This is a genomic window from Adlercreutzia equolifaciens DSM 19450, from assembly GCF_000478885.1.
GTDB classification, from domain to species: domain Bacteria; phylum Actinomycetota; class Coriobacteriia; order Coriobacteriales; family Eggerthellaceae; genus Adlercreutzia; species Adlercreutzia equolifaciens.
The window spans coordinates 2439419-2463397 of sequence record NC_022567.1 but is presented as its reverse complement, the minus strand read 5'-3'; the positions used below and the strand labels follow the sequence as shown (position 1 = coordinate 2463397).

The following is a 23979-nucleotide window of genomic DNA, read 5'->3' as shown; positions in this document are numbered from 1 at the left end:
TTCTATTCCTGCTCTTCCAGAGGGTCGAGCTGACGGGGATCAAGCAGGTTGAACAACTCTTCTCGGGAATGGATGTTCAGCTTTTGGTAGATGTGGCGCACATGGGCCTTGGCGGTGCCGTTGGCAATGACCAGCTCGCGCTCGATCATGCCCACGGTCTTGTGTCGGGCGAGCAGCTTGAGGATCTCCAGCTCTCGCGCCGTGAGGTGGTATTCGGTAGCTAAGGCGACGCACCGGTTGTCCACCTGCTGCGCATGTTTATCGGCGCGGCTTTTCCCGCTGCCGTTCAAGAACGAGAGGCCCCACTGGCCATCCACGTTCTTCTGGGAGAGCAGCAGCACGGTAGCCATGATGACGGCAATCATGGAAAGGCCCGAAATGAGCAGGCCGCCATCACCGGCTCCGAGGCTTCCGTGCTCTCCCATGTTAGCCACGGTGCGTCCGAGGAACATGAAAGCGAGTCGCAGCGATCGCTCGATGCCGAACAGCCAGATGGCTGATACGCCGTGGCGATAGCACATATTCGAGCACAGCGCCATGATCAGCACGGTGGCGGCCGTGTAGCCCCCGATAGCACAAGGGCCGCTGAGGAGGGTGGCTCCCGCGCCCCACATGGGCACGAGCCACAGCGCGGCCACCGTGAGCGGCAGCGCGATGCGCACAATGGAGTTGAAATCGAATTTCTCACGGCGAAAGCCCACGCTAAGGAAGATTACGAGCGCCACTACGAGCACGCCGGGCGATGAGTGCGGCCCGAAGGAGTCGGTATACACACGAGTCTCCAAAATACCGTAAGCGAACCCGTACAAGGCCATGAGCAGGAAAATCTTCCACGGCGGTTTGAAGTTGACGAGGTTCGGCTGGGGCCGTTTTTCTGCAGGGATGCGATCCATGCTGCGCCGTGCGAGTACAAGCGATACCGCCGGCAGCAGCGCTGTGAGGCAAGCGAGCCACGGTAGGCGCAGCCCCATGAAAACATAGACGATCACCGCGCCCAGGGCGATGGAGGCCGTGTAATAGAGAGTGACTCGCAAAGGGCTCAGGCAGCCGAACACCTCGCTCCATATAAGAATGACAAGCCCCATTCCCACGCCGCCGACGATAGCGGCCAGCCATGTTGCCGTGTAGCCGAGGCTCGGCACGATCATGGTGGCGAACAGTGCCACGGTGGCAAGCGTCATGCATGCACCGCAGAGCACGAAGATCGACGGATGGCGGTAGAAGGGGCCAATGCGCCGCGCGAGCAGCACGCAGATGAGCATGACGATGGCGCCCACTCCATCAAAACACTCGCGCGCGCCGAAGGGGATCGCGGGAAACGACACGAACGAGCCGACGAAAGCGATCTCGATCCAGGCACGGTAGAAGCCCACGCCGAGGAAGACGAAGGGAACCACGGGGAAGCGGTGCCTCTCGGCGACCTCCGGGGTCGCCGTACCTCCGAAGACCGAAGGATCGGAAGGTGCCGACGATGCTCCGGATGCTGACGGCGCTTGCGCCGCGCTTGAGGTCGGAGCCGAGCCTGCAGTCGGAGTTGGCTCCGACCCCGGCTTGCCTATGAGTTTCTTGCTCGCAGCCTGCGGTGCGCTGTGCATGGCCTTAACCCCCCTCCGAGTCTTTCCGAAAAAACTAGGGTCTATGATACCGTAACCTTTTCCATCATGTTTTGGGAGCATTGGGTAACGGGCCTGATCAGGCGGGGGTTATGACAAGGGGTTATAAAAATAAACCCGCGAAATGCGCTGATGGTCGATGTTTGTGCGCCCATGATGACTGCTAGGGTGGCCCCAGCGTCCCGAGGAGTCGCAGGGGAGGGAACCCCGAGATCTTCTGGCGCAGGCAATCAAGGGGTAACAGAAAGGACTCACCATGACTGCTGAATTCACTCGACGTAACCTGTTCAAGATCGGCGGCCTGGCTGCGGCGGGTCTCGGCGGTGCTGCGCTTCTGGGCGCCTGCTCGCCGGCCGGCAACGCTACCGGCTCCACTGCGAGCGACACGCCGACTGCCGCTACCGGTACGACCACCGTGGCCGGTCACGTGCGCGAGGGGCTTCCGAGCTTCCTGGCCGCGCCCGAGCCCATCACCGATATCGCCGAGACCAAGGACTACGACGTGGTTATCGTGGGCGCCGGCGCTTCTGGTGTGCCCGCCGCCATTACGGCCCGCGAGGCCGGAGCCACCGTCGCCCTCATCCAGAAGGAGTCGACGGCCATCTCCCAGGGCAACACCGCTACGGGCATTCTGCTGGACACCTCCGACCCGGCCGGCGTGGAGGCCGTGGTGTCGCGCCTCATCAAGGACCATCAGTACCGCGGCAAGCGCGAGCAGGTAGAGCTGTGGGCGAAGAACTCCGGCGAGTGCATCACGTGGTTGCTCGACTTGGCCACCGCCCAGGGTGCCCAGATTTCCGACAGCACGATGAAGTGGACGGCTGCCATCAAGGAAGTGAATGGGTATCCCGTGGACTACCTGTCCATCGACTTCGGCCCGAAGCCCTACAACACGGGCAACGGCATGCAGGTGCTGGCCGAGTACGCCGCCTCTCAGGGCGTGGAGGTGTTCTACGATACCGAGGCCAAGCAGCTCGTGGGCGATGCCTCCGGCGTGACCGGTGTCATTGCGGAAACCGCTGACGGCAACGTGCAGTTCAACGCCGCCAAGGGCGTCATCCTGGCTACGGGCGACTACCAGAACGACGACGATATGATGGCCTACTACCTGCCCGACCTGCAGAATCTCGGTCGCAAGCAGATGAACAAGACCGGCGATGGCCACAAGATGGCCGTGTGGGCCGGCGGTGCCATCGAAGACATCACGCACACCAAGATGCTGCACGACTTCGACGGCGGCCCGGGCTCCATGGCCGACATGCCCTTCCTGGCCGTGAAGAACGACGGCACGCGCTTCTGCGACGAGACGCTCGGCATGTCGCTCATGAACAACTTCCTGCGCAGCGAGGCCGACCAGGGCGATTACAACCAGATCTTCGACAGCAACTATATGACCGCCGCCGCCGAGTGGCCGGGCAAGCTGTTCGACCCCGAGGCCATCAAGGTGTACATGCCCGAAGAGGATGGCGAGAAGACCGGCGTCTTCAAGGATCAGATCGCCACGTTTAAGGCCGACACGCTGGAAGAGCTGGCCGAGAAGCTGGGCATTACCGACACGGCTGCGTTTGTCGAGAGCGTGAAGCGCTACAACGAGTGCGTCGCCGCCGGCAAGGATCTCGACTTCGGCAAGGAAGCCAAGTGGCTGACCGCCATCGACACGCCGCCCTTCTACGGCATCCATCGCCATGTGCGCGTGTCGGCCGTCGTGTCTGGCGTGAACGTCGGCCCGAACATGGAAGTGCTGGCCGTTGAGACGAACGAGCCCATTCCGGGCCTGTTCGCCATCGGCAACACCGCCGGCAACTTCTATGGCGGCGTGGACTATTCCATGTACATGCCGGGCCTGTCCCTCGGCCGTGCCCACACGCAGGGCTATGTGACCGGCAAGTACGTCGCCAGCCTGTAATTTTTTTCCATCCCCCTCTGCCGGGTGCTTTTCTACGAGCGCCCGGCGTCATTCTTGTTAAGAGGCGCCTCGACCCTCCCCGAGGCGCCTCTTGTGTTTTGCGGGCCCGGCGGCGGGCGAGCTGGTTTTCGGGGAGGTTCTGACCGTCGGTCCCCCGTTTTCTGCGGCTGAAATGTGCCTAGCTCGCGTACATGGCCGCGTAAGGCCGGCTGGAGGCGGGGCGCAGCGCGACGAACTCGTCTACGCTCGCCTGCTCGTGGGGCTCGGTGCCGAAGCAGGCGTCGTAGCGGGCGAGCAGCGCGCCGAGAGTCGCCGAGTCATCGTCGGTCAGCCCTCCCACATCCAGCCCGTCGGGCACCACGGCCGGCGCGTTGTTACGGCGCAAATAGATGACCCCGCCGTGCATGCCGGAGGCCAAATGATCGCCGGCGCGGCCCATAAGCACGATGATGCCGCCGGCCATGTACTCGCCGAGGAAGTTGCCCGCGTCCCCGCCGATGACGATGACCGGGCACTTCCCGCCGTACTGCTTCATGTTGATGCCGCCGCGCCAGCCGCAGCCGTCGCGCACGATGAGCTCGCCGCCGCGCATGGCGTAGCCGGCCGCATCGCCCACGCGCCCGTGCACCACTACGGTGCCGGCGTTCATGGTGTTGGCGGTCTGGTCCTGGGCGCTTCCGAACACCTCTACCTCGCCGCCGTCCATATAGCAGGCTAGATCGTTGCCCGGGGTTCCGTGAACTTCCAAGCGCTTGCCCGCGGGCAGGGTGCAGCCCAGGTAGCGCTGGGCGTAGGCCTCCACGATGCAGACGGTGTCGGCCTCGGCGAGCGCCGCGCGTACGGCGGCATTGGCCTCTTGGAAGTGCTTCGTTCCCAATTCCACGATGATGGTTTCAGCCATGCGATCACTCTCCCGCGTACTTTACGCCGAGGATTTCCAGTTCCTTCTCGTTGAGCCCCACGCCGCGCAGCATGAGCCGGTTGCCGCGCAGGGAGTCGATGGCGTTGATGCCCATGCCGCCCATCATCTCCTGAATCTCGCGGTTCCAGCCGGACACGAGGTTCACCACGCGCTCGGCGGCGGCCTCGGGGTTCAGGCGGGCCACCAGGTCGGCCCGCTGGGTGGCGATACCCCAGTTGCAGCGGCCGCTTGCGCAGTCGCCGCACTGGTGGCAGCCCATGGCGATGAGCGCCGCCGAGCCAATGGAGACGGCGTCGGCGCCGAGGGCCACGGCCCGCACCACGTCGGCGGCGTTGCGCAGGGTGCCCGAGGCCACGAGGCTCACGGTGGAGCGGATGCCCTCCTGGCGCAGCCGCTCGTCCACGGCGGCCAGGGCCAGCTCGATGGGGATGCCCACGTTGTCGCGGATGCGCTTGGGCGCCGCGCCCGTGCCGCCGCGGAAGCCGTCCAGCACGATGATGTCGGCGCCGGCTCGGGCCATGCCGGAGGCGATGGCTGCCACGTTGTGCACGGCGGCCACCTTCACGGCCACGGGCTTGGCGTAGCCGGTGGCCTCCTTCAGCGAGAAGATGAGCTGGCGCAAGTCCTCGATGGAGTAGATGTCGTGGTGCGGCGCCGGCGAGATGGCGTCGGTGCCCTCGGGAATCATGCGGGTGCGCGACACCTCCTCGTTGATCTTCTCGCCGGGCAGATGCCCCCCGATGCCGGGCTTGGCGCCTTGGCCGATCTTGATCTCGATGGCGGCGCCGGCGTTCAGGTAATGCGGGTCCACGCCGAAGCGTCCGCTGGCCACCTGCACGATGGCGCGGTCGGCGTAGGGTTCCAAATCGCGGTGCAGGCCGCCCTCGCCGCAGTTGAAGTAGGTGCCCAGCTCGCGCGCGGCCATCGCGAGCGCCTTCTGGGTGTTAAGCGATACCGAGCCGAAGCTCATGGCCGAGAACATGATGGGCACATCGCAGGACAGCTGGGGCGGCAGGGGAGAGACGACGGTGCGGGTGCGCTCGTTCACGCGCAGCTTGCTCGGGCGGCTGCCCAGCACCACGCGGGTTTCCATGGGCTCGCGCAATGGGTCGATGGAGGGGTTGGTCACCTGGCTCGCGTTCAGCAGCAGATGCTCCCAGTAGATGTGATAGCTCTTCGGATTGCCCATAGAGGCGAGGAGCACCCCTCCGGTCTGCGCCTGGGCGGTGATGTCGTCCATGGCACCTTCGGTCCACACGGCGCTTCCGGCATCCACCTGGGGCCAGTGGGTGATGGCAAGGGCCCGAGTGGGGCACAGGAGCGTGCAGCGCTGGCAGTTCACGCACTTCATGGAATCGGCGCGCAGGGCGCCAGTTTTCTCGTCGCGGTAGTGCACCTCGTTGGCGCATTGGCGCACGCACAGGTCGCATTCGATGCATTCTTCCCGGTCGCGCAGTACTTTGTAGCGGGGGTTGCGGAAGTCGCGCATGGTTTAGGCCTCCTTCCGGCGGGGCAGCACGCCGACTTCGTGGGCCAGCGGCGCGTTGTGCGGATCGTTCTCGGCGTCGGCATCGGCGGCGGCCTTGGCTGCGACCACGGAATCCAGCTGCACCACAAAGGGCTCGCCGCCCCCGATGGCGCGCATGTTCTCCGCGTCGGGGCACACTAACTCGATGGCCGCCTGCTCGCTGGCCATATACACCATGGAGCCCTTCTCGGCGGCCATGAGCGCCCGCAGCTTCAGCCGGTCGTTGATGGCGAGCAGCCCCTCGCTCGAGCCCAAGATCACCGAGAAGGGCCCGTTCACGAGAGCGCTCGCGTAGGTGGTGCGCAGGGCGGTTTCGAAGGCGGCTTGCGACGGTTCCATGGCGTCGATCTCGTCCCAGGCCGGCGCGGTCATGATGTGGGCGGCCAGCTCCGGCGTGAGCCCGTGGCGGCGGCTCAGCAGATCGAACAGGTAGGTGATGACCTCGGTGTCGGTCTGCAGCTCGCAGTCGTAGCCGAACTGCTCCACGTAGCGGCGGTTCGCGTCGTAGCTGGAAATCTCGCCGTTGTGCACCACCGACCAGTTCAGCAGCGTGAACGGGTGCGCGCCGCCCCACCAGCCGGGGGTGTTGGTGGGGAAGCGCCCGTGGGCCGTCCAGGCCCAGGCGTCGTAGTCGCAGATGCGGTAGAACGCGCCGATGTCCTCGGGGTAGCCCACGCCCTTGAAGGCGCCCATGTTCTTGCCCGACGAGGCGACGAAGGCCCCGTCGATCTTCCCGTTGATGTGGAAGACGTGGGCCATGGTGTACTCGGCCTCGTCCAGGCCGCTGGCCGCCAGGCGCATGGGGTGCGGTGCGGCGAAATAGCGCCAGATGTCCGGCGGGTTCTTGATGGAGGCGACGGGCTCGGTGGGGATGCGTTCCTGCTTCTCGCTCATAAAGTAGGTGTCCAGGTAGGCCTCGGTCTCGCGGCGGGCCTCATCGGACTCGTACATGATGTGGAAGGCGTAGAGCTCCTCGTACTCCGGGTAGATGCCGTAGGCCGCGAAGCCGCCGCCCAGGCCGTTGGATCGGTCGTGCATGAGCGCGATGGAGCGCAGGATGTCGCTTCCATCGTGGCGCGCACCGCTTCGGTCCATGATGGCCGCGATGGCGCATCCGGCGGGAATGCGGACATCGCCTTCGCGGGGCGCGCGTGGGTGCCGGTCGCAGGGCGCAAGGCGGGCGGAGCCGGCGACGGTCCCGGTGCCTGCGGCGTCGGGGCGCGCGGTGCGCGGTCGGTCGAAATCGTACATAGCGTTCTCCTTGTGCATTGTGCGGAATGCTGTATCGTCAGCATAGGAGAGCAATGTTTCGCGAAACCGACCCCGGTGTTTCGCCTTTGTTAAGCCCTGGGGTGAGGGGTGGGGAGCGGAAGCGCTAGTCGTCGGCTTCGTCTTCTAAATTGATCACGAAGACGCCCTTCTCGGGATGTTCGGCCTCCTCATCGGTGATGCGAATGAGGATGTCGCCGGGGGCGCAGTCCAAGCGATCGCAGATAGCGAACAAGGTGGAGAACCGCACCGAACGGATCTTCCCCTGTCGCAAGCGCGAAATATTGGCCGGAGTATGTCCGGTAAGCTCAACGAGGTCGGTGCCGCGCACACCGCGTTCCTTCATGAGCTTACCGAGCTGGATTGCGTATTTCATGGCCGTGATTTTACACTAGGTCGTCGGTTTCCTGCTCAAGAGTGGCACCATAGCTAAAAATAAATGAGAGCGCGAAACACACTATGGAGATCATGAAGCTGGTTGCATCAACGTGAATCGAATCGCTCGCAGACGCATCGCTTTCGATGAGCATATGGGCATCCCCATTGATGGCGCCAACATCTGTGCCGGGGGTGATGAAGAAGCCGCAAATCGCCGTAGCCAAAAAGAGGAAACCTAACGCTCTGATTTGTCGAACCCGCAATGGTGTGAAAGGGGAGGCATTGCGCCCGATTTCACGGAAAATGCGCCAGAGCAAGAAAATGGTGAAACCGCCTGATATAGAAGGAATGATGAAAGGCAAGGTGCCCGCAAGCGTTGAAGGGCCGAGATAGGAAAACCCATTGGGTAATAGGGCCATATAAAGAAAAACCGCGACATGGGCGGCGCAGTACAAAACGAAAATGATCAAGAAGAGAGTGGCGAGTCCACGACTTGTTGAAACGAGCTTGCTCCGCGTTGTCTTGATTGCGGCTAATTGCTTATCCACTGTTGGGCTCCAACGCCTGTCTTGCTGCTATTGCTCGGGGCAATCGTCTGGAGCGGGCGTGGCAATTCCAATTTGAACGCAATGACCTGTAGGGCCTATGCCTAGGCAAGCGGCGGCGAATGTGTTGTCACTAAAGAACAGCATGAGGACTCCTCTCGTAAAAATTATTGTACGACAATAAACATAGTAGACCATGCATCAACGATAGTCTAGGGGAAATCTAAAACAATTCGAATACCTGGAATGTCTTTTTGCTGCTTTGTTACTTGGGCAGTTCGCTCGATACTGCTACTTAGAAATTATTAAAAAAAAGTAACTATTGACCTTGTGTTACAAAAATAATTATTATATAGTAATTTTGCTGATCAGCTTACGTTTACTATGACAGGCCAGAATCAGCTCTTAGAGGAGGTGTTTCCTATGTGCAAAAAATGGCTTCGAAAAAACGCCTCATTTGTCGTCGCGGTGCTTTTACTTGGGGTGCTTGTGGGCTCAGCGACAGGTTGTGTTGCAGAGAGCCATGAACCGTACACTCAGAACTATTCAGCGCTGACGATGGCGACAGATTTTAGCTTGGGTGGCGAAGATCGTTATTTTGATAAGCTTCAAAAAGACGAGGAGAACGTGCTGCTTTTTTGGGGCTCATGGTGCCCCCATTGTGAGTCGCTGATCGAGAGAATCGATCAGTTAGATAGCGCCGATGCGATTAAGAAAAACTTATTTACCGTTGCGGAAGACGAAAGCCTTGACGATGTTGAAGGGCATGAGGGGGATTTCCCTATCTACCTCGATCAGGACGAGAGCGTCTATGAGGCGTACGGGTTAGAGCACATTCCGACGGTCTTTATCCTGAATGATCAGGGGGAAGTTCTTGGCTCAGCACAAGGGGAAGAAGATTCTCTGACGTTGCTCCAGGAATATGCCTCTTACAACCAGTGAGCACCAGCACTCATGGGAGAAAGGAGTGAGCAATTGCTGGTATTATCGGACAACGAAAGGAACAACGATGAAGAAAGTAAGTGCAACACTGACCTCTTTGGCCCTTTGCGCGGCCCTGACTTTGTCGCCTGCGGCGATGGCCTTCGCCGACATCGGTGGTGAACCCGCAAATCCCGGCGGATCAGGCGACATCTACGTCCCCGACAACTATCAGGATCCCGGCATCATGCCCCTCGAACGCGGCCAATGCACAGATGTATATTCTAAGGCGTGGTGCGACTCGCACGGCTACAAGAATAATCGGCCTGTTCCGAAGGCAGTTCCTCTTAACGCTAAGGAGCGAGAGTGCTATTGGGGACTTATGAGAAGCGGAAGCAAGGCCGCGCTGTGCGCGATGGTTGGCAACGTTGGGGGTGTTCTCACTGCTGCTCCTGGAGTTGCTTTTACCTTATACAAGTGCTTTAAGTAGGTGGTCGATATGGGCGAAAGCGCAAATGCGTCGAGCCTGTGGACTCGAATCGATAAGATGGCAGCTGCTATCTGGCTGATTGTTGTGGTGGCGATTGCTGTCTTGCCATTCTTTGGCTTTCCGGAAGGCGTCCGACGTGTTGGATGGGGGATAGCCACGATAGCGTATGAATGCTTTGTCGTAGTTCGCACGATTCAGGTAAAGCGCTACTTCTGCACCGCCCTCGACCTTTGCGGCATAGCGCTCACCTATTCCATCTTCTTCGTGTACTTTCAATAGCAACGACAGAAAGGAGGGCAAGCGATGATCGGCGATAAGCGTGAACGTAGGACAGCCCTATGGTGGATCGAGCACGAGAGCACCAACGAGTTCTGGAGCCTGCGGAACCCGTGGGTCGTCGGCCCCCTTGCCCTCCTTGTCGTTATTGTGCTCTGTGCGCTGGCGACGTTTTTCTGGGGTATGCCCCGCTTCGTTGCTGATGTGATTACGAAAGGGATCGTCTTCGGCTACCTTCTCATTCTCTTCATTTACCAGCTAAGGGCGAAGCGCCGTACCGCAGCCATCGGCACGGCGGTCATCGCCTTTATTCTGGCGATATGACCTTCTTTCCGCTGATCTCGGCATAGCGGTGCATCTCTATGAGAGAAATGTAATCTTATGTACATAGATTTGTACATGAAAATGGCTATAATCGAGATCGTCAAACATCTTGAAAGGGGGCATCATGGCCGAAATGACTGCGACCGTCGCCGAGACGCGGGCCAATTTCTCGAAAATCGCCGCAACGGTGCGCGAAACGGGGCGACCCGTCACCGTGTTCAAGAATTCGAAACCGTGGGTCTTGGTGGCGCCCATAGAAAGTGGCTATGGCGATCATATTCCGAGTATCGACTGGGCGAAGCAGGATGTTGTCCGAGTCGATCCGGAAACGCGCCGGACCATTTTGCCTGCCGATTGGGACGACGAAGAGGACGACGGAGTCTACGATGCCCTCGCATGACCCCAAACCCGGAGAGATCTGGCTTGCTTACGTTGAATTTCTCGATCATCCAGGCATCGGCAAGGTTCGCCCGGCCTTCTAGAAGAAGATTATGAACATGCCCAGGGCCAGGCCCACCATGACGGCGAAGGCGGGGAGTTTGCTCCGGTAGATGAGGTAGCGCGGCGCGTCAGCCCAACTCGGGGGAGAGCGCGAAATCGTGCGGTTCGCAATTCAAACTAATGCTCTTCGCTGCGCTAGAAGACAGCAGTTGTGTTGCTGCTCTGACCGCTGGGAAGATGGATTTTCAAGTAAGGTCTCGAGCATATGTCGAACGATTTCTGTTTGCCAACGGGGGCGCATTGTCTCGGTTGAGTGTTCAAGCTAGGGAAAACGCACGACGATGGCCTTTCCTTCCATCTTTTCAAATTGGCCGCTTATCTCGTGGTACCACATTTGATTGGCGATGATGTCTGAGGCGCGAATGAGTGCGTCGTTCTTTGAGTCCCTGAATTCCAGATGCACGGTTCCCTGCATCCCCGGGAAAAGAGGGGGGTGGAAAGTGTTGTATTTAAAGTTGTGCGTCCCGAACTTGAACTCCTGCTCGATGGCCTCTCGAAGCTCGTACCGGCCATCGGTTGCTGTGGTGTGCTCGTCGAATCGAATGAAGAGGCCGGACACGGAAGAGGGTTTTAGCTTGCCCGCCTGGATGAGCCGTCCGAATACCCGCTTTAGCCCTACTTTGTAAACGTAGTCAAGGTAGCGCTGCTTCGACTTCTTGCTGGAGAAGATATTCTCATTGACGTTGCGCTGATCAACTACAAACGCGTAACGTATGCAATGGTTGGTGGAACGGAAAAGACCCGCCTTATGCTTGTTCTTCAAGCGGCATGCCTTGAGTTCGAAGTTGCGATCTGTGGCACCGTAGAGCGGTGCAAGTTTTCTTTCAGCTGCAATGAACCGGCGATATTCGGCGTCGCGAGCTTCCTTGTTGAGAAAGACGAGGCCTCCGAAGACGAACACATCGTGATGAGCGGCATCGAATACGCCTGACTCGTCTCCGTATACAAATATGCTCATGAAGCTCCTTGCCTCCTGATACGAAAATACCGCCCGAAGGCGGTATCTCGCCCGGGGCCGACGACAGAAAATGCCGCTTAAACGTTTAGTTCGGGAGCCCGGGTATACAGCGCATTGCTGCCTGTACCAAGCATCCTACAGGGGGAGGGGGGCAGAGTCAAGAAACAATCTTCTTTCGTCGGCGTTTACGATGCCAACCGCCAGCCGACGATGCGCCTTTCGCTCGGCCTTCTAAAAGAAGATCATGAACATGCCCAGGGCCACGCCCACCATGACGGCGAAGGCGGGGAGTTTGCTCCGGTAGATGAGGTAGGCCTCGGGCAGGATCTCGCCGAAGACCACGTACAGCATGGCGCCCGAGGCGAACCCGAGCGACAGCGTGAGGCCCAAAGGCCCGATGTCGCCGAGCCAGAAGCCGAGCCACGCGCCGAGCACCGTGGGCAGCCCGCAGGCCGCCGTGATGAGAGTCGCCTTCACGCGCCCGGTGCCGCCGGAGATGAGCGGCACGGCCACGGCCATGCCCTCGGGAATGTTGTGCAGGCCGATGAGCACAGCCATGATCATGCCCGTGCCCCACATGAGGTTGTCGGACACGGCGAAGCTCGCGCCGATGGTCATGCCCTCGGGAATGTTGTGCAGCGCGATGGCGCAGGCCATGACGACGCCGGCCACGAACAGCGATAGCTTCGAGTCGTTGTGGCGCTTGTGCATGTTCAGGTGGTCGGCGTGCACCAGCTCGTCGATGTCGTCGTGGGTTTCGGGGTGGTGCGCATCGGCGGTGTGCGAGACCTCTTTGCGGGTCTTGCGGTCGATGAGGTGGTTCAGCAAATACACCACGGCCACGCCTAAGGCCACGGCGAGGATGACCAGCAGCACCCCGTGCTCGGCGATCTGGCTGGCAGCCTCCTCGGCCTCGGCCAGAAGGTCGAAGCACACCATGGCGGTCATGACGCCGCCGGCGAAGGCCAGAAGCAGGCTGATGGTGCGGTTCGATTCGCTCTTGAACAGCGCGCCAATGAGGCCGCCGAGCCCCGTTCCCCCGGCGCCGGAGATGAGCGTGACCAACGTGACGAATGCGAACGGCGACAGAGTTTCCATAACGGACAGGCTTCCTTAGACCCCGGGATTTCACAAAGCATTCCGTATTGTGCGCCATCGCCTGCGCGCCTGCGAGCGCAACCGCCCGCGTGTAAGCCAACGGAAACAATTCCCCTCGCAACGGCGCAGGCGCAGAGAGGGCTACGCGAGTTCCTCCAGCAATCGATTGAGCTTTTTGTCGAAGGTGAGCACGGGGGTGCCTTCCACGACGAAGCGGGCGGCCAGCATACAGTCGGCGAAGTCGAGCGTGTGGTTCCGATAGAGCTCGAGGGCGTAGCGTGCGGCCGCCTCGTGTTCGCAGGCGATGTCGTCGAGGAGCGCTGTCATGGTGTTGGCCACGTCGGTTCGGTCGAAGCCGTAAACCGTTCCGCCGAGTACATAGACACATTCGGCTACGAATTCGGGTGAGGTGCACGCACCGTTTTCCACATGCCGGCATACCGTCTCGAATTGATCTTCGATATCAGCAAGAAGATAGCGAAGCAGGCAGTTCGTATCAAGGAAGGTCGACATACTTCGCCTCCAGCGCATTTTGGTAAGCGGCCTTTTCCTCGGCGCGCGACGCCTTCGGTCTCTTTCCCGCGAGCGCGCCAGCAGCCTTCAGCTTGCGCGGTGCTGGCTTAGGGATAGGCACGATCATCGCGCATGGTCGGTTTCTCACGGTGACAACGAACTCGGCTCCTGTTTCGTCCACGCGTCGAACGACGGAGGAGAGGTTCGCCTTCGCTTCCGCCAAAGCAATGCTTGCTACCACGGGAGCTCCCTTCTAAAGTCCCACAAGGTTTTGAGGGAATTTTACCTTAGAAATGACTATTTGACTAGCTTATTAGTCATATCGGTTCCTTGGTCGCAAGATAGCCCCCATGGCGATTTACTCGCGCTACCTCAGGGAGATCCGTGCCGGTCTCTTCGGAGTTGGTTGCCGAAGAGGGGCCTTTTTGCACGAGATCGACGGTTATGAGCGTCTGGAGGGGTGCGAGGTTGCCAGCTGTGAAGGTGCTCCTGCACGCGCGATGCTCTGACCTGGGGTTTGTCAAGCGTCTTCCTGGAATGCGCCTCGTCCGCACCCCCTAGACGCTCATAACCGTCGATCTCGTGCATTTTTCGACTGGTTCGTCGACGGAGCGCAACGTGGCGGCCGTCCTTCCCTACTGCAGAGGGATCGTCCTTCTGTGCATGGTCCCCTTCTGTGGTGAAGTGCGCCCGTCCTGCCGTTCGGGGGTGGAGTTTTGGCGATTCTTCGCTTTCTCGGAGCGGTTTCGTTGACATTCGCGCGCGGGCGGGTGAGAATGCAAAAGTTCGCTTTCAAAAGCCCCGTAAACGCATGGGTTCAAGGAAACGCAACCGCCGAGGGTTGTCCAGGCCCGAAGCACCGCGTGTCGGCGTAGGAAACCGGCGTCTGAGAATCGTGCACTTTTGAAAACAAACACTCTGGCGGACGGTTCCGCCCCTGCTATTGCGGCTGCCACGCCGACGCGGGGGAGGAGGCTTCACCCGCCCGACAGAACCTGCAATCTATTGGAGGAAAACAGTGAAGACGTATCATGCAAAGCCCGGTGAGGTTGAGCGCGAGTGGGTCATCATCGACGCTGAGGACCAGGTCCTCGGTCGTGTGGCCACCAAGGCTGCTCAGATTCTGAAGGGCAAGCACAAGCCGCAGTACACCCCCCATGTGGACACGGGCGACTTTGTCATCATCATCAATGCTGACAAGATCAAGGTCACCGGTACCAAGGCTGCCACCAAGACCTACTATCGTCACAGCGGGTTCCCGGGTGGGCTCAAGCAGGAGACGTTCACCGAGGCCATGACCAAGCACCCCGAGCGCGTCATCGAGCATGCCGTCAAGGGCATGCTGCCGAAGAACACGCTGGGCCGTGCGATGGGCAAGAAACTGAAGGTGTACGTCGGCGCTGAGCATCCCCATGCCGCTCAGCAGCCCCGCAAGATCGATCTGGAGGGTTAATCATGGCAGATGAGGCTTTGTACTACGGCACCGGCCGCCGCAAGAACGCGGTGGCGCGCGTCCGTCTCGTTCCCGGCACTGGCAAGGTGACCATCAACGGTCGCGACGGCCAGGAGTACTTCGGCCGCGAGGCGCTGTTCAACTACGCGATGACCCCCTTCAAGGTGACCGACACCACCGGCCACTTCGACGTGAAGGCTCGCATCGACGGCGGCGGCGTGTCCGGTCAGGCCGGCGCCCTGCGTCACGGCATCTCCCGCGCTCTGCTGGAGGCCGGCGACTACCGCGCCGAGCTGAAGAAGGCTGGCTACCTCACGCGCGACGCCCGTATGGTGGAGCGCAAGAAGTACGGTCTGAAGAAGGCCCGCAAGCGCCCGCAGTTCTCCAAGCGCTAGGCTTCGGAGTCGCGCATCGTTTGTCGGTGCCGCGCATGCTGCAATCGAAAGCCCGCTGTCCGCAGCGGGCTTTTTCGTGTCTCTGTTCGTGGAATTGTGCGAGATCCGGCTCGCTTGCAAAGAAATACAACGGTCGTGCGCAGAAAAGTGCGATTGAGCGAGTTTCGGACTCGCTCAATCGCACTTTTTTCTGCATGTGCTGCCATTTCGGGATGAAAAAGCTCGCTCAATCGCACTTTTTCTTGCATAGAACCGCTCTTGCGGTAGCGGGATGGCGAGGGGTAAAGGGTGGAAAAAACTTTCTAGCGCGCGCCCAACCTCTTGAAGTCGGGCGCGTCTTTCTGAGAACATAGTTTCTAGTTTCGTTCGGAGGAAGAATGGGAGAGCAAAGGGGAGGGGAGAATCGTGGAATCCAAGCCGGCATTTCGCTCGGCGCCGCTGCTCGATCGGGCCCTGCGTATCGCCTCCCAGCGGGCGCAAACCTACGACAGTTTGGCGGAATCGCTCGGTGTCACTCCCGAAGATGCGGCGCTGTATTGGTTCTCCATCAACAGCTTGCGCCGCGGCCTCGGGCATGATCTGCCCCCGCTTTCGGCTTCGGCTCGCTGCTGGTACGACCCCACCTGGCATCTGGAGGCTCTTCTTGAAAAATTCCAGATCAACGAGGGGCTTGCATCCCATTACGGGCGCATCTTTTACGATCCGGAAGGCGGCCATCTGGAACTGAACATGGCGGCCAACGAGGTGGTGTACGCCATCGGCCTCGAACACCCCGACATCGATGTCGCGCGGCTGCGGCGAGTGTGCGTGCATGCCTGCGAGCCGGAATGCGGCATCGAGCTTCTGGCGGCCAATGCCGGCAAGGTGCTGCTGTCAATAGAGGAGTACCGCGACGAAGCAGTCACCCCTGCTTTCATTGAGATGCTCTACGCCAGGCTGGTGGCCGGCATCGAGGCGGTTCCCGAGGATACTTCGGCCCGGGTCGAGGGGCTCGAGCTGCTCTGCTCGTTCATCGATGGGGGCACCGGCCCCCTCAAGGGCCAGTGCGGCGACCATCGCCTTATTGTGGCGCTGACGGCGCTGTTCTTCGTGAGCGCATCGGGGGTGTTCCCCGTGGGCAATGCGCCGTTCGCTTATCTGCTCTACCTGCTGCTCCTTCATCGTTCGGGCTATCATTTCTCGGCCCACGTTCCCGTTATGCGCCTGCTCTACGGTACCGGCAGCGCCCTGTGCGCCCAAGAGCGCGGGCGCTACGCCGCCGAGGCGGACGCGCCGGCGCTGCCGTTCGAGCCGGGAGATCTGGCCGTGGAATACGACGGCACCTACGATTGGACGCTCGTGTTCGAGCGCGCCGTCGAGCTTATTTTGGAAGAGCAGCGCTGGGTGATGACCAAGCTCGAGGGCATGAGCCGCCGGCGCGATCGACTGCGCGCCATCATCGACGCCGACGGCTCGATGAACGCCCGCCAGAAGGAAGTGCTGCTCGAGGCGGTGCTGCACAGTAACGCGGAGTTCACCTACGACATTCACATGAAGCGCTACGCCATCTCCTATCCGAGCGCCCGCAGCGATTTCGGGCGCCTGATGGATCTGGGCTTTCTCCAGCAGAGCGACGACGGCGTGCGGCACTTCTTCTTCGCCAACGACGACTTGCACGAGCGGTGCCGGGCCTATTTGCGCGAGCATTGCGCCGAAGCCTATCTGCATTACTACGACGATGAGGGGCGGCTGCGTCCGGAATTTCGCGCTACCGACGAGGCGTCCGCGCTGTACAACCGCGACATCGGTTTCTACGAGAAGGCGCTGCTGGACAAAATGTACACCGAGCACTACGACTTCCGACGCGCCTCTATCGCCGACAGCGACGGCCTGATACGGCGAAGTCCAACCCGGGATTAAGCGCTGCGGCCGCACACAGGTGCCGGCGCAGCGCCCATTCCAATTCCATCAAGTTTCGAAAGCCCGGAAAGGAGGCGCGAAGCGTCAGGGGAGCTTATTTTCCAAAACCTAAGGAGGAGATATGAGAGAGCAAGCAACGAGAACGGAGCGGCGCTCGCGCAAGGGGATTGCGTGCGCGGCGGTGCTCGCGTGCGTTTTGGGAGCGGGATGTTTGGCCTGGGGCTGCACTCCGGCTGCCGCGCCGAGCGATGGGGCCGACAAGGCGGCCGATTCCACGACAACAACCGAGCCGGCTGCCGCGACAAGTGACGGCTACAGCGATCAGCTGGCCAGCATCAGCGGGTTCCCCACGGAGGGTCGCTTCGTGGACGGCGTGACCGCCCTGCCCGGCTTCTATCAGAACAGCGAGAAGAACGCCGCCAACGCCGAGGCCAACGAGCCGCTTCGCTACACCGACCGCAATGGGTTCACCGTGCAGCCGGTGCCTTCCGACGATCGCGCGTTCAACATCACATACCTGAACGCCGAGAACCGCGGCTGCACCTCGTGCCACACGCTTGAGAGCGCCATCATGAGTCTGCCCACCTACCATCGCCTGATCTTCTTCGGCTATCCCACCGAGCAGACCTTCGCGAACTGCATCGCGTGCCATTCCAAGACCTACCAGGGAACGAACTACCTGGGCGAGGCCATCCACAACACCCATATGACGAACGCGATGTTCACGAGCCAGGGTGGCACCTGCTTCTCGTGCCACTACAACGACGTGGAGACGCAGACCCTCGGTCGTTGGGACGACTACAAGTACAACCTCTACCACGGCATCACCGACGTGGCCGCCGAAGAGGTCCAGGTGACGACGAGCTACGACCAGACCACGATCACTCCGGCCGAGAACCGCTTCTTCAAGACGGTGAAGGACGAGCCGTCCGAGTGGCTCGTGGACGACACGCAGGTGGATCCGTCCATCTATGAGAACTGGACCGTCTCCATCGACGGCGACTGCGGCAATCCGGTGACCATGACCCTTCCCGAGATGGAAGAGCAGTTCGGCACCGTGAAGCAGGTCATGAAGATGGACTGCACCATCAACGGCGTTGGCCAGGCCACCATCATGCAAAGCGAGGTGGAGGGCATTCCGCTGTCGAAGGTTATTGAGTTTGCGAAGCCCAAGGCCAGTGCGAACATCGTGAGCCCCATCGGCTCGGATGGCTACGACTACGCCCAGATGCCCATCGATTGGGTGGTGGACAACAATGCCATCCTCGTCACGAAGATGGACGGCGAAGTGCTGCCGAACACCCAGGGCTACCCCTGCATGGTGTGGGTGTACAACACCTCCGGCGGCAATTTCGTGAAGCGCATCAGCAACCTCACGTTCATGACCCAGCCCGAAGACGCCGCCATGAACCAGGTGTACCTGGGCGAGTTTGCCGATGACTGCACGGGCGAGGTGTACTCCAAGCCCAACAGCGGCGTGCTGAACTACCCCACCAATGTGGTGCTCACGGGCGACGAGGCCAAGCCGGTGCATCTGGAGGGCTTCGCCGATGCGTGGAACGAGCCTATCAAGAAGCTCGAGTTCTCCTTCGACCACGGCGCGACCTGGACAACGCTGGACACGCCGAACAACGATTCCAAGTACTGGACCTACTGGCGCATGGACTTCACGCCGCCTGAGGCCGGGACGTACCTGATGGACATCCGCACGACGAGCATCGCGCCGGACGGCTCCGATCATGTGAGCCAGTATGATACCCAGTTCATGTTCACGGTGGAGTAGGGGGAGACCATGAGAGATTTGAAATCGAAGGGCCGGGCCGCGGCTGGCGCCTTGGCGAGTTTGACGATGATCGCGTCCATGTCGGCAGTGCCGGCCTTGGCGGTGGCGCCGGGCGATGGCGCTGACGGGAATGCTGCCGCCGACCCGCAAGCGGAGGTGGGCGAGAACGCCGCCGTGGCCGGTGCGGTGAAGGTGGCCCGAGCCGAGGGCGTCTTCTCCTACGACCAGGAGGCCGTCACACCCAACGAGACCATCCGCACGATGTTCCAGAAGGCCGTGCGCGTGGTGTGCGGCGCCGGTATCGCGCTTGCTTCGGAGAACCCGCTCGACTGGCAACTGACGGTGTCGGGCGCGGTGAATGACGCCTACACCGCCTCGGTGGGCGATCTTGCCGGCGACGAGTCGGTGCAGCAGAAGATGACGTGCACCTGCGGCGGCAACCCTGCGGGCGGTCGCGCCATCGTTACGGCGAACGTGAAGGGCATTCCGATCGAGTCCATCCTGGAGCGCGCTGGCGTGCAGCCCGGGGCCAATGCGGTGACGTTCGTGTCGGCCGATGGCACCGAGACCATGCTGCCGCTCGGCTACGTGATCGGGCGCCACGGCGTGCTCAGCTATGAGATCAACGAGGAGGCGCTCACCGCCTCGGTGGGCGGGAGCAACCAGTTGTGGATGACCCGCACGCCCGCGAACTACTTCGTGCGCGATGTGGTGGAGATCGTGGTATCGGCCGAGGACGAGGCGCCGGCGGTGCCCGGCGAGGGCGACGAGCATCCCAACAGCCCGAACGCCGGTGTGCTGGCGGGCGCGCAGGAGTAGGATCGCGATGATTGCGCCGCTCGCGGTGGAAGTAGGGCGCCCGGTGCGCTTTGAGGGCTACGCCGAGGACTACGGCGTGCCCATCGTGACGGTCCAGTTCTCGTTGGACGACGGCGAGAACTGGACCGACTACGACGTCTCTGGTTCCACGGGCGATCGATGGGTGCACTGGACCTTCGAGTACACGCCCGAGGTGCCGGGAACCTATTGCCTGCTCGTGCGCTCGGTCAACGAGCGCGGCGAGGTGAGCCCGGAGCCCGATACCGCCGCATTCACAGCCTTCGTGCCGGAAGGTTAGGGGGCGGATCGCCCGAAGCTGCACGATTGGCGGCGCGGTGAGGGCGTCTGAGCAAATATCCTTCTCTGAGGGGCCCGGTTCGTCCGGGCCCCTTTCAATGGCGACCCATGAAGTCATTGTTGTTGATTTGTTACAGGCCGCCACCTCTTTGGGCGCGCGCCCTTGCAGAGGGCCCCTTTGCTGGTACACTGTGCGCCGCATTAATGGCTTGCGCGTTTTCCCAGGTAAAAGTTGAGAAATACGCTCATGGTCAGCGGGGATCGCCCTCGGCGGTGCCCCCTGCTGGCGTGCGAAGATAGGAATGGCGACATGGCGCATCGTGCGCAGGGGTTGCGGCGCGACTGCTACGCGGCCGTGGACATCGGGGCCTCGTCGGGCCGCGTGGTGGTGGGCTTCGTGGAAGACGGGCTCATTCGTTTGGAAGAGGTGCATCGCTTCGACAACCGCCAGGTGCGCCGGAATGGCCACGACTGCTGGGATGTGGAGCTGCTTTCAAGCGAGCTGGTGCGGGGCCTTGCCCTCTGCAAGGAGGCGGGCTTTGCCCCGAAATCGGTGGGCATCGACACCTGGGGCGTCGATTTCGTGCTGCTGGATGCCGAGGACAACCTGGTGGGCGATGCCGTGGCCTACCGCGACTCCCGTACGGCTGGCATGTACGAGGTGGCCGATGCCATCATGGCTCCTGAGGAGCTGTACCGCCGCTGCGGTCTGCAGCGCCAGCCCTTCAACACCATCTACCAGCTGCTGGCGCTTCAGCGCGAGCATCCCGAGCAGCTTGAGGCGGCCGACTCGTTCCTCATGATTCCCGACTACTTGAACTTCCTGCTCACGGGCGAGAAGGCCATCGAGTACACCAATGCCTCCACCACCGGCCTTCTGAATGCGGAGACTGGCGCATGGGACGAGACGGTCATGGAGGCCTTTGGCATTCCTCGTCGGCTGTTCCGCAACGTTACTCACGCCGGCGCGTGCTTGGGGCCCGTGTGCCCCGAGATCGCCCGCGCCATCGGCTACGACACGCGCGTGGTGCTGCCGGCCACCCATGACACGGGCAGCGCATATCTGGCCGTGCCCGCCTGCGATTTGCCGGCGGTGTTCCTCTCCTCGGGCACGTGGAGCCTGCTCGGTGTGGAGAACCGCAGCCCCATCTGTGCCGAGGCGGCCTTCCGCGAGAACTTCACCAACGAGGGCGGCTACCATTTCCGCTACCGTTTCCTGAAGAACATCATGGGGCTGTGGATGATCCAGTCCATTCGCCGCGAGCTGAACGGCATCACCTACGTGGTGGACGAGAAGGCCATCCGCAAGGGGCGCCTGCACCAGTACATGCGCGTCGAGGGCCTGGGGCACGAGGTAGGATTCGCCGACCTCATCAAGGCGGCCGACGAGGCCGAGGCCGCTGGAGTGACGGCCTCCATTGTGAACGTGAACGACGAGAGGTTCCTCTCGCCCGATTCCATGATCGAGGAGATTTGCGCGGCATGCGAGGAGTCGGGGCAGCCCGTGCCCGAGACCTTGGGCGAGCTGATGCATTGCGTGTACGAGAGCTTGGCGCTGTGCTATCGCGAGGCCGTCGAAGGCCTCTCGCAGCTGGCCGGCCACGAGTACGCGTCCATCAATATCGTGGGCGGTGGCTGCCGCGACGGCCACTTGAACCGCCGCACCGCCGAAGTATGCGGCATTCCCGTGTACGCCGGCCCCGTGGAAGGCACCGCGCTCGGCAACCTGGCCGTGCAGATGCTCGCCGACGGGGTGTTCCCGCACCTCAAGGCCGTGCGCGCCGCCATCGCCGAGTCCTTCGACGTGCAGAAGGTGGAGCCGTGATGGGCGATTCCGACCCCGACGATTTACAGCAAGAGCTTCTAGATACTGGTGAACAGAAAGGAAACCCGATGACTACCATGTACGATTTGGCCCGCGAGGAGTACGCCGCCCTCGGCATCGACACCGAGGCGGTGATGGAGAAGCTGGCCGCCAAGCCCATCTCGGTGCACTGCTGGCAGGGCGACGACGTGCTCGGCTTCGACCAGGAAGGGGGCCTCTCCGGCGGCATCCAGACCACGGGCAACTACCCCGGTCGCGCCCGCACCTTCGAGGAGCTGACCGCCGATTTCGAGGCCGCCATGGCTCTCGTGCCCGGCGCCAAGCGCATCAACCTGCACGCCTCCTACGCCGTTTTCACCGACGAGAATCCCTGGGTCGACCGCGACACCATCGAGTACAAGCACTTCGAGCCCTGGGTCGCGTGGGCGAAGGCGCACGGCTACGGCATCGATTTCAACCCCACCATCTTCGGCCACCCCATGATGAACAACGAGCTGTCGCTGTCCTCGCCCGATAAGGCGACGCGCGATTTCTGGATCCGCCACTGCAAGGCCTGCCGCAAGATTTCCCAGCAGATCGGCGAGGCGCTCGATGACCAGACGCTCTGCAACATCTGGATCCCCGACGGCCTGAAGGACGTGCCCGGCGACCGCTATGGCCTGCGCGAGCGCCTGCGCGACTCGCTCGACGAGATTTACGCCGAGAAGTACGACCGCGTCATCGACTCCTGCGAGTCGAAGGTGTTCGGCATCGGTCTGGAGTCGATGACCGTGGGCTCCAACGAGTTCTACCTGGCCTACGCCGCCACGCACCCCGGCGTGTACGATCTGCTGGATTTGGGCCACTTCCATCCCACCGAGAACGTGGCCGACAAGCTCTCGGCGCTGCTGCTGTTCTTCGACAAGGTGCCGATGCACGTGACGCGCCCGGTGCGTTGGGACTCCGACCACGTGGTGCTCTTCGACGACCCCACCAAGGAAGTGGCCATGGAAATCGCCCACATCCCCGGCGCCTGGGAGAAGGTCATCATCGGCCTCGACTTCTTCGACGCCTCCATCAACCGCGTGGGCGCCTGGGCCACGGGCACGCGCGCCATGGAAAAGTCGCTGCTCTACGCGCTGCTGCAGCCGGGCGAGCGCCTGAAAGAGCTGCAGGACACCTACCAGTTCACCGAGAAGATGATGCTGGCCGAGCAGGCGAAGTCGATGCCCTTCGGCGCCGTGTGGGACGAGTACTGCCGCCGCGCCGGCTGCCCGCTCGATGGCGAGCTGTACCCGGCCGTGGCCGCCTACGAGGCCAAAATCCTGCCCGAGCGCATGTAAGGAGCAATCATGGCATTTTTCGATCAGGCACAGGAGATGCTCTCCCAGGGCATCGATACGGCGCGCGGGGCGGTGTCCGGCGTGGCCATGGAGCAGCTGGGGTTCGTGCGCGGGTTCGTGCGCCTGTGCAACGACGGCTGGGAGCAGGGTTGGCACGAGCGCAACGGCGGCAACCTCAGCTACCGCCTGCGTCCCGAGGACGTGGATACCGCCCGCAAGTTCTTCGACAAGGAGCCGCGCCCTTGGACACCCCTCGGCGTTGAGGCGCCGACTATGGGCGGTCAGTACTTCCTCGTCACCGGCACCGGCAACTACATGCGCAATGTGGCGTCCGATCCCTCTCGCAACATCGGCATTGTGGAGCTGTCCGCGGCTGGCGATGCCTACCGCATCGTGTGGGGTCTCGACGATGGGGGGCGCCCCACGTCCGAGTTCCCGACCCACGTCATGAACCACGCCGTGCGCTCTGCGGCTACCGACGGCGCCTGCCGCGTCATCTACCACGCGCACCCCACCAACATCATCGCGCTTTCCTACCTGCTGCCGCTGGACGCGCGTACCTTCACTCGCGTGCTGTGGAAGGCTATGACCGAGTGCGTCGTCGTGTTCCCGGCCGGTGTGGGCGTGGTGCCGTGGATGGTGCCCGGCGGCGCTGATATCGCCCGGGCCACCTCCGAGCAGATGAAGACCTTCGACGCGGTGGTATGGGCGAGCCACGGCCTGTTCGTCTCCGGCACCGACTTCGATGCCACCTTCGGGCTTCTGCACACCATCGAGAAGGCCGCCGACATCTACGGGCGCGCCCGCGCCATGAACGGCGGCTCGGGTGAGTTCCTGAACACCATCACCGACGAGGGGCTGCGGCAGATCGGCCGCGAGTTCAACGTCAAGATCAACGAGGCCATGCTGGATTTCCCCGCGGCTTCGGCGACCGACAACTAAGC

The 23979-nt window shown here is 61.8% G+C and carries 25 protein-coding genes; 15 read left to right on the top strand and 10 right to left on the bottom strand.

What is annotated here, in order from left to right; all coding sequences use genetic code 11:
* Positions 1 to 2 precede the first annotated feature (2 nt).
* On the bottom strand, positions 3 to 1397 hold the full coding sequence (locus AEQU_RS09920) for a response regulator transcription factor (RefSeq protein ID WP_022740974.1): 1395 nt from the start codon (positions 1395 to 1397) through the stop codon (positions 3 to 5).
* 472 nt (positions 1398 to 1869) lie between these two features.
* Here AEQU_RS09920 and AEQU_RS09915 point away from each other — a divergent pair, with 472 nt between their 5' ends.
* Complete coding sequence (locus AEQU_RS09915) at positions 1870 to 3519, top strand: FAD-dependent oxidoreductase (RefSeq protein ID WP_022740972.1); 1650 nt, start codon at positions 1870 to 1872, stop codon at positions 3517 to 3519.
* A gap of 178 nt (positions 3520 to 3697) precedes the next feature.
* Here AEQU_RS09915 and AEQU_RS09910 read toward each other — a convergent pair whose 3' ends face one another.
* The 5 genes from AEQU_RS09910 to AEQU_RS09890 all read right to left on the bottom strand — a co-directional run bounded on the left by AEQU_RS09910 (position 3698) and on the right by AEQU_RS09890 (position 8164).
* Positions 3698 to 4420 (bottom strand): GltB/FmdC/FwdC-like GXGXG domain-containing protein, encoded by a 723-nt coding sequence (locus tag AEQU_RS09910; protein WP_022740969.1) that lies wholly within the window; start codon positions 4418 to 4420, stop codon positions 3698 to 3700.
* 4 nt (positions 4421 to 4424) lie between these two features.
* Positions 4425 to 5930, bottom strand: a complete 1506-nt coding sequence (locus AEQU_RS09905; RefSeq protein ID WP_022740968.1) for a glutamate synthase-related protein — start codon at positions 5928 to 5930, stop codon at positions 4425 to 4427.
* Positions 5931 to 5933: 3 nt separating this feature from the next.
* Positions 5934 to 7220: a class II glutamine amidotransferase gene (locus AEQU_RS09900; protein WP_022740967.1), complete on the bottom strand. Its 1287-nt coding sequence runs from the start codon at positions 7218 to 7220 to the stop codon at positions 5934 to 5936.
* 124 nt (positions 7221 to 7344) lie between these two features.
* Entirely contained in the window at positions 7345 to 7614 is a 270-nt protein-coding gene (locus AEQU_RS09895; RefSeq protein ID WP_051353428.1) for a helix-turn-helix domain-containing protein, read from the bottom strand.
* Positions 7615 to 7624: 10 nt separating this feature from the next.
* A complete protein-coding gene (locus AEQU_RS09890) occupies positions 7625 to 8164 on the bottom strand; it encodes a DUF2975 domain-containing protein (RefSeq protein WP_041714691.1) in 540 nt (179 codons plus the stop codon).
* A 420-nt stretch (positions 8165 to 8584) separates the two neighbouring features.
* Here AEQU_RS09890 and AEQU_RS09885 point away from each other — a divergent pair, with 420 nt between their 5' ends.
* The 5 genes from AEQU_RS09885 (at position 8585) to AEQU_RS11970 (ending at position 10572) form a co-directional block, all read left to right on the top strand.
* Positions 8585 to 9103 carry a TlpA family protein disulfide reductase gene (locus tag AEQU_RS09885; RefSeq protein WP_041714690.1) on the top strand — a complete coding sequence of 173 codons (519 nt, stop codon included), beginning with the start codon at positions 8585 to 8587 and terminating at the stop codon, positions 9101 to 9103.
* Between the two features lie 67 nt (positions 9104 to 9170).
* Positions 9171 to 9572, top strand: coding sequence for a hypothetical protein (locus AEQU_RS09880; protein WP_041714689.1), 402 nt, complete (start codon positions 9171 to 9173; stop codon positions 9570 to 9572).
* Positions 9573 to 9581: 9 nt separating this feature from the next.
* On the top strand, positions 9582 to 9851 hold the full coding sequence (locus AEQU_RS09875; protein WP_022740963.1) for a hypothetical protein: 270 nt from the start codon (positions 9582 to 9584) through the stop codon (positions 9849 to 9851).
* 24 nt (positions 9852 to 9875) lie between these two features.
* A complete protein-coding gene (locus AEQU_RS09870; protein WP_022740962.1) occupies positions 9876 to 10172 on the top strand; it encodes a hypothetical protein in 297 nt (98 codons plus the stop codon).
* 124 nt (positions 10173 to 10296) lie between these two features.
* Entirely contained in the window at positions 10297 to 10572 is a 276-nt protein-coding gene (locus tag AEQU_RS11970) for a type II toxin-antitoxin system Phd/YefM family antitoxin (protein ID WP_022740961.1), read from the top strand.
* 363 nt (positions 10573 to 10935) lie between these two features.
* On the opposite strand, the gene AEQU_RS09860 is transcribed toward AEQU_RS11970, so the two are convergent.
* From AEQU_RS09860 to AEQU_RS09845, 4 genes are all read right to left on the bottom strand, one after another.
* The gene (locus AEQU_RS09860) at positions 10936 to 11631 is read right to left on the bottom strand and encodes a DUF3800 domain-containing protein (RefSeq protein ID WP_022740960.1); all 696 of its coding nucleotides are present in this window, start codon (positions 11629 to 11631) and stop codon (positions 10936 to 10938) included.
* Positions 11632 to 11862: 231 nt separating this feature from the next.
* A complete protein-coding gene (locus AEQU_RS09855) occupies positions 11863 to 12729 on the bottom strand; it encodes a ZIP family metal transporter (protein ID WP_022740959.1) in 867 nt (288 codons plus the stop codon).
* Positions 12730 to 12870: 141 nt separating this feature from the next.
* Positions 12871 to 13242: a type II toxin-antitoxin system VapC family toxin gene (locus AEQU_RS09850; protein ID WP_022740958.1), complete on the bottom strand. Its 372-nt coding sequence runs from the start codon at positions 13240 to 13242 to the stop codon at positions 12871 to 12873.
* On the bottom strand, positions 13226 to 13483 hold the full coding sequence (locus tag AEQU_RS09845) for a type II toxin-antitoxin system Phd/YefM family antitoxin (RefSeq protein ID WP_041714688.1): 258 nt from the start codon (positions 13481 to 13483) through the stop codon (positions 13226 to 13228). Before AEQU_RS09845 ends, AEQU_RS09850 begins: the two co-directional genes overlap by 17 nt.
* Before the next feature lie 777 nt (positions 13484 to 14260).
* Between AEQU_RS09845 and rplM the strand changes: the two genes are divergently transcribed.
* From rplM to rhaD, 9 genes are all read left to right on the top strand, one after another.
* Positions 14261 to 14695: a 50S ribosomal protein L13 gene (rplM, locus tag AEQU_RS09840; protein ID WP_022740957.1), complete on the top strand. Its 435-nt coding sequence runs from the start codon at positions 14261 to 14263 to the stop codon at positions 14693 to 14695.
* Between the two features lie 2 nt (positions 14696 to 14697).
* Positions 14698 to 15090 carry a 30S ribosomal protein S9 gene (gene rpsI / locus AEQU_RS09835; protein WP_022740956.1) on the top strand — a complete coding sequence of 131 codons (393 nt, stop codon included), beginning with the start codon at positions 14698 to 14700 and terminating at the stop codon, positions 15088 to 15090.
* A gap of 405 nt (positions 15091 to 15495) precedes the next feature.
* Complete coding sequence (locus AEQU_RS09830; RefSeq protein ID WP_022740955.1) at positions 15496 to 16989, top strand: hypothetical protein; 1494 nt, start codon at positions 15496 to 15498, stop codon at positions 16987 to 16989.
* Between the two features lie 121 nt (positions 16990 to 17110).
* Positions 17111 to 18772, top strand: coding sequence for a molybdopterin-dependent oxidoreductase (locus AEQU_RS09825; protein WP_022740954.1), 1662 nt, complete (start codon positions 17111 to 17113; stop codon positions 18770 to 18772).
* A gap of 9 nt (positions 18773 to 18781) precedes the next feature.
* A complete protein-coding gene (locus AEQU_RS09820; protein ID WP_022740953.1) occupies positions 18782 to 19591 on the top strand; it encodes a molybdopterin-dependent oxidoreductase in 810 nt (269 codons plus the stop codon).
* Between the two features lie 7 nt (positions 19592 to 19598).
* Positions 19599 to 19889 carry a molybdopterin-binding protein gene (locus tag AEQU_RS09815; protein ID WP_022740952.1) on the top strand — a complete coding sequence of 97 codons (291 nt, stop codon included), beginning with the start codon at positions 19599 to 19601 and terminating at the stop codon, positions 19887 to 19889.
* Positions 19890 to 20198: 309 nt separating this feature from the next.
* Positions 20199 to 21713: a rhamnulokinase gene (locus AEQU_RS09810; RefSeq protein ID WP_022740951.1), complete on the top strand. Its 1515-nt coding sequence runs from the start codon at positions 20199 to 20201 to the stop codon at positions 21711 to 21713.
* Between the two features lie 68 nt (positions 21714 to 21781).
* The gene (locus AEQU_RS09805; protein WP_051353427.1) at positions 21782 to 23035 is read left to right on the top strand and encodes an L-rhamnose isomerase; all 1254 of its coding nucleotides are present in this window, start codon (positions 21782 to 21784) and stop codon (positions 23033 to 23035) included.
* A 9-nt stretch (positions 23036 to 23044) separates the two neighbouring features.
* The gene (gene rhaD, locus AEQU_RS09800) at positions 23045 to 23977 is read left to right on the top strand and encodes a rhamnulose-1-phosphate aldolase (RefSeq protein ID WP_022740949.1); all 933 of its coding nucleotides are present in this window, start codon (positions 23045 to 23047) and stop codon (positions 23975 to 23977) included.
* Positions 23978 to 23979: the final 2 nt, after the last annotated feature.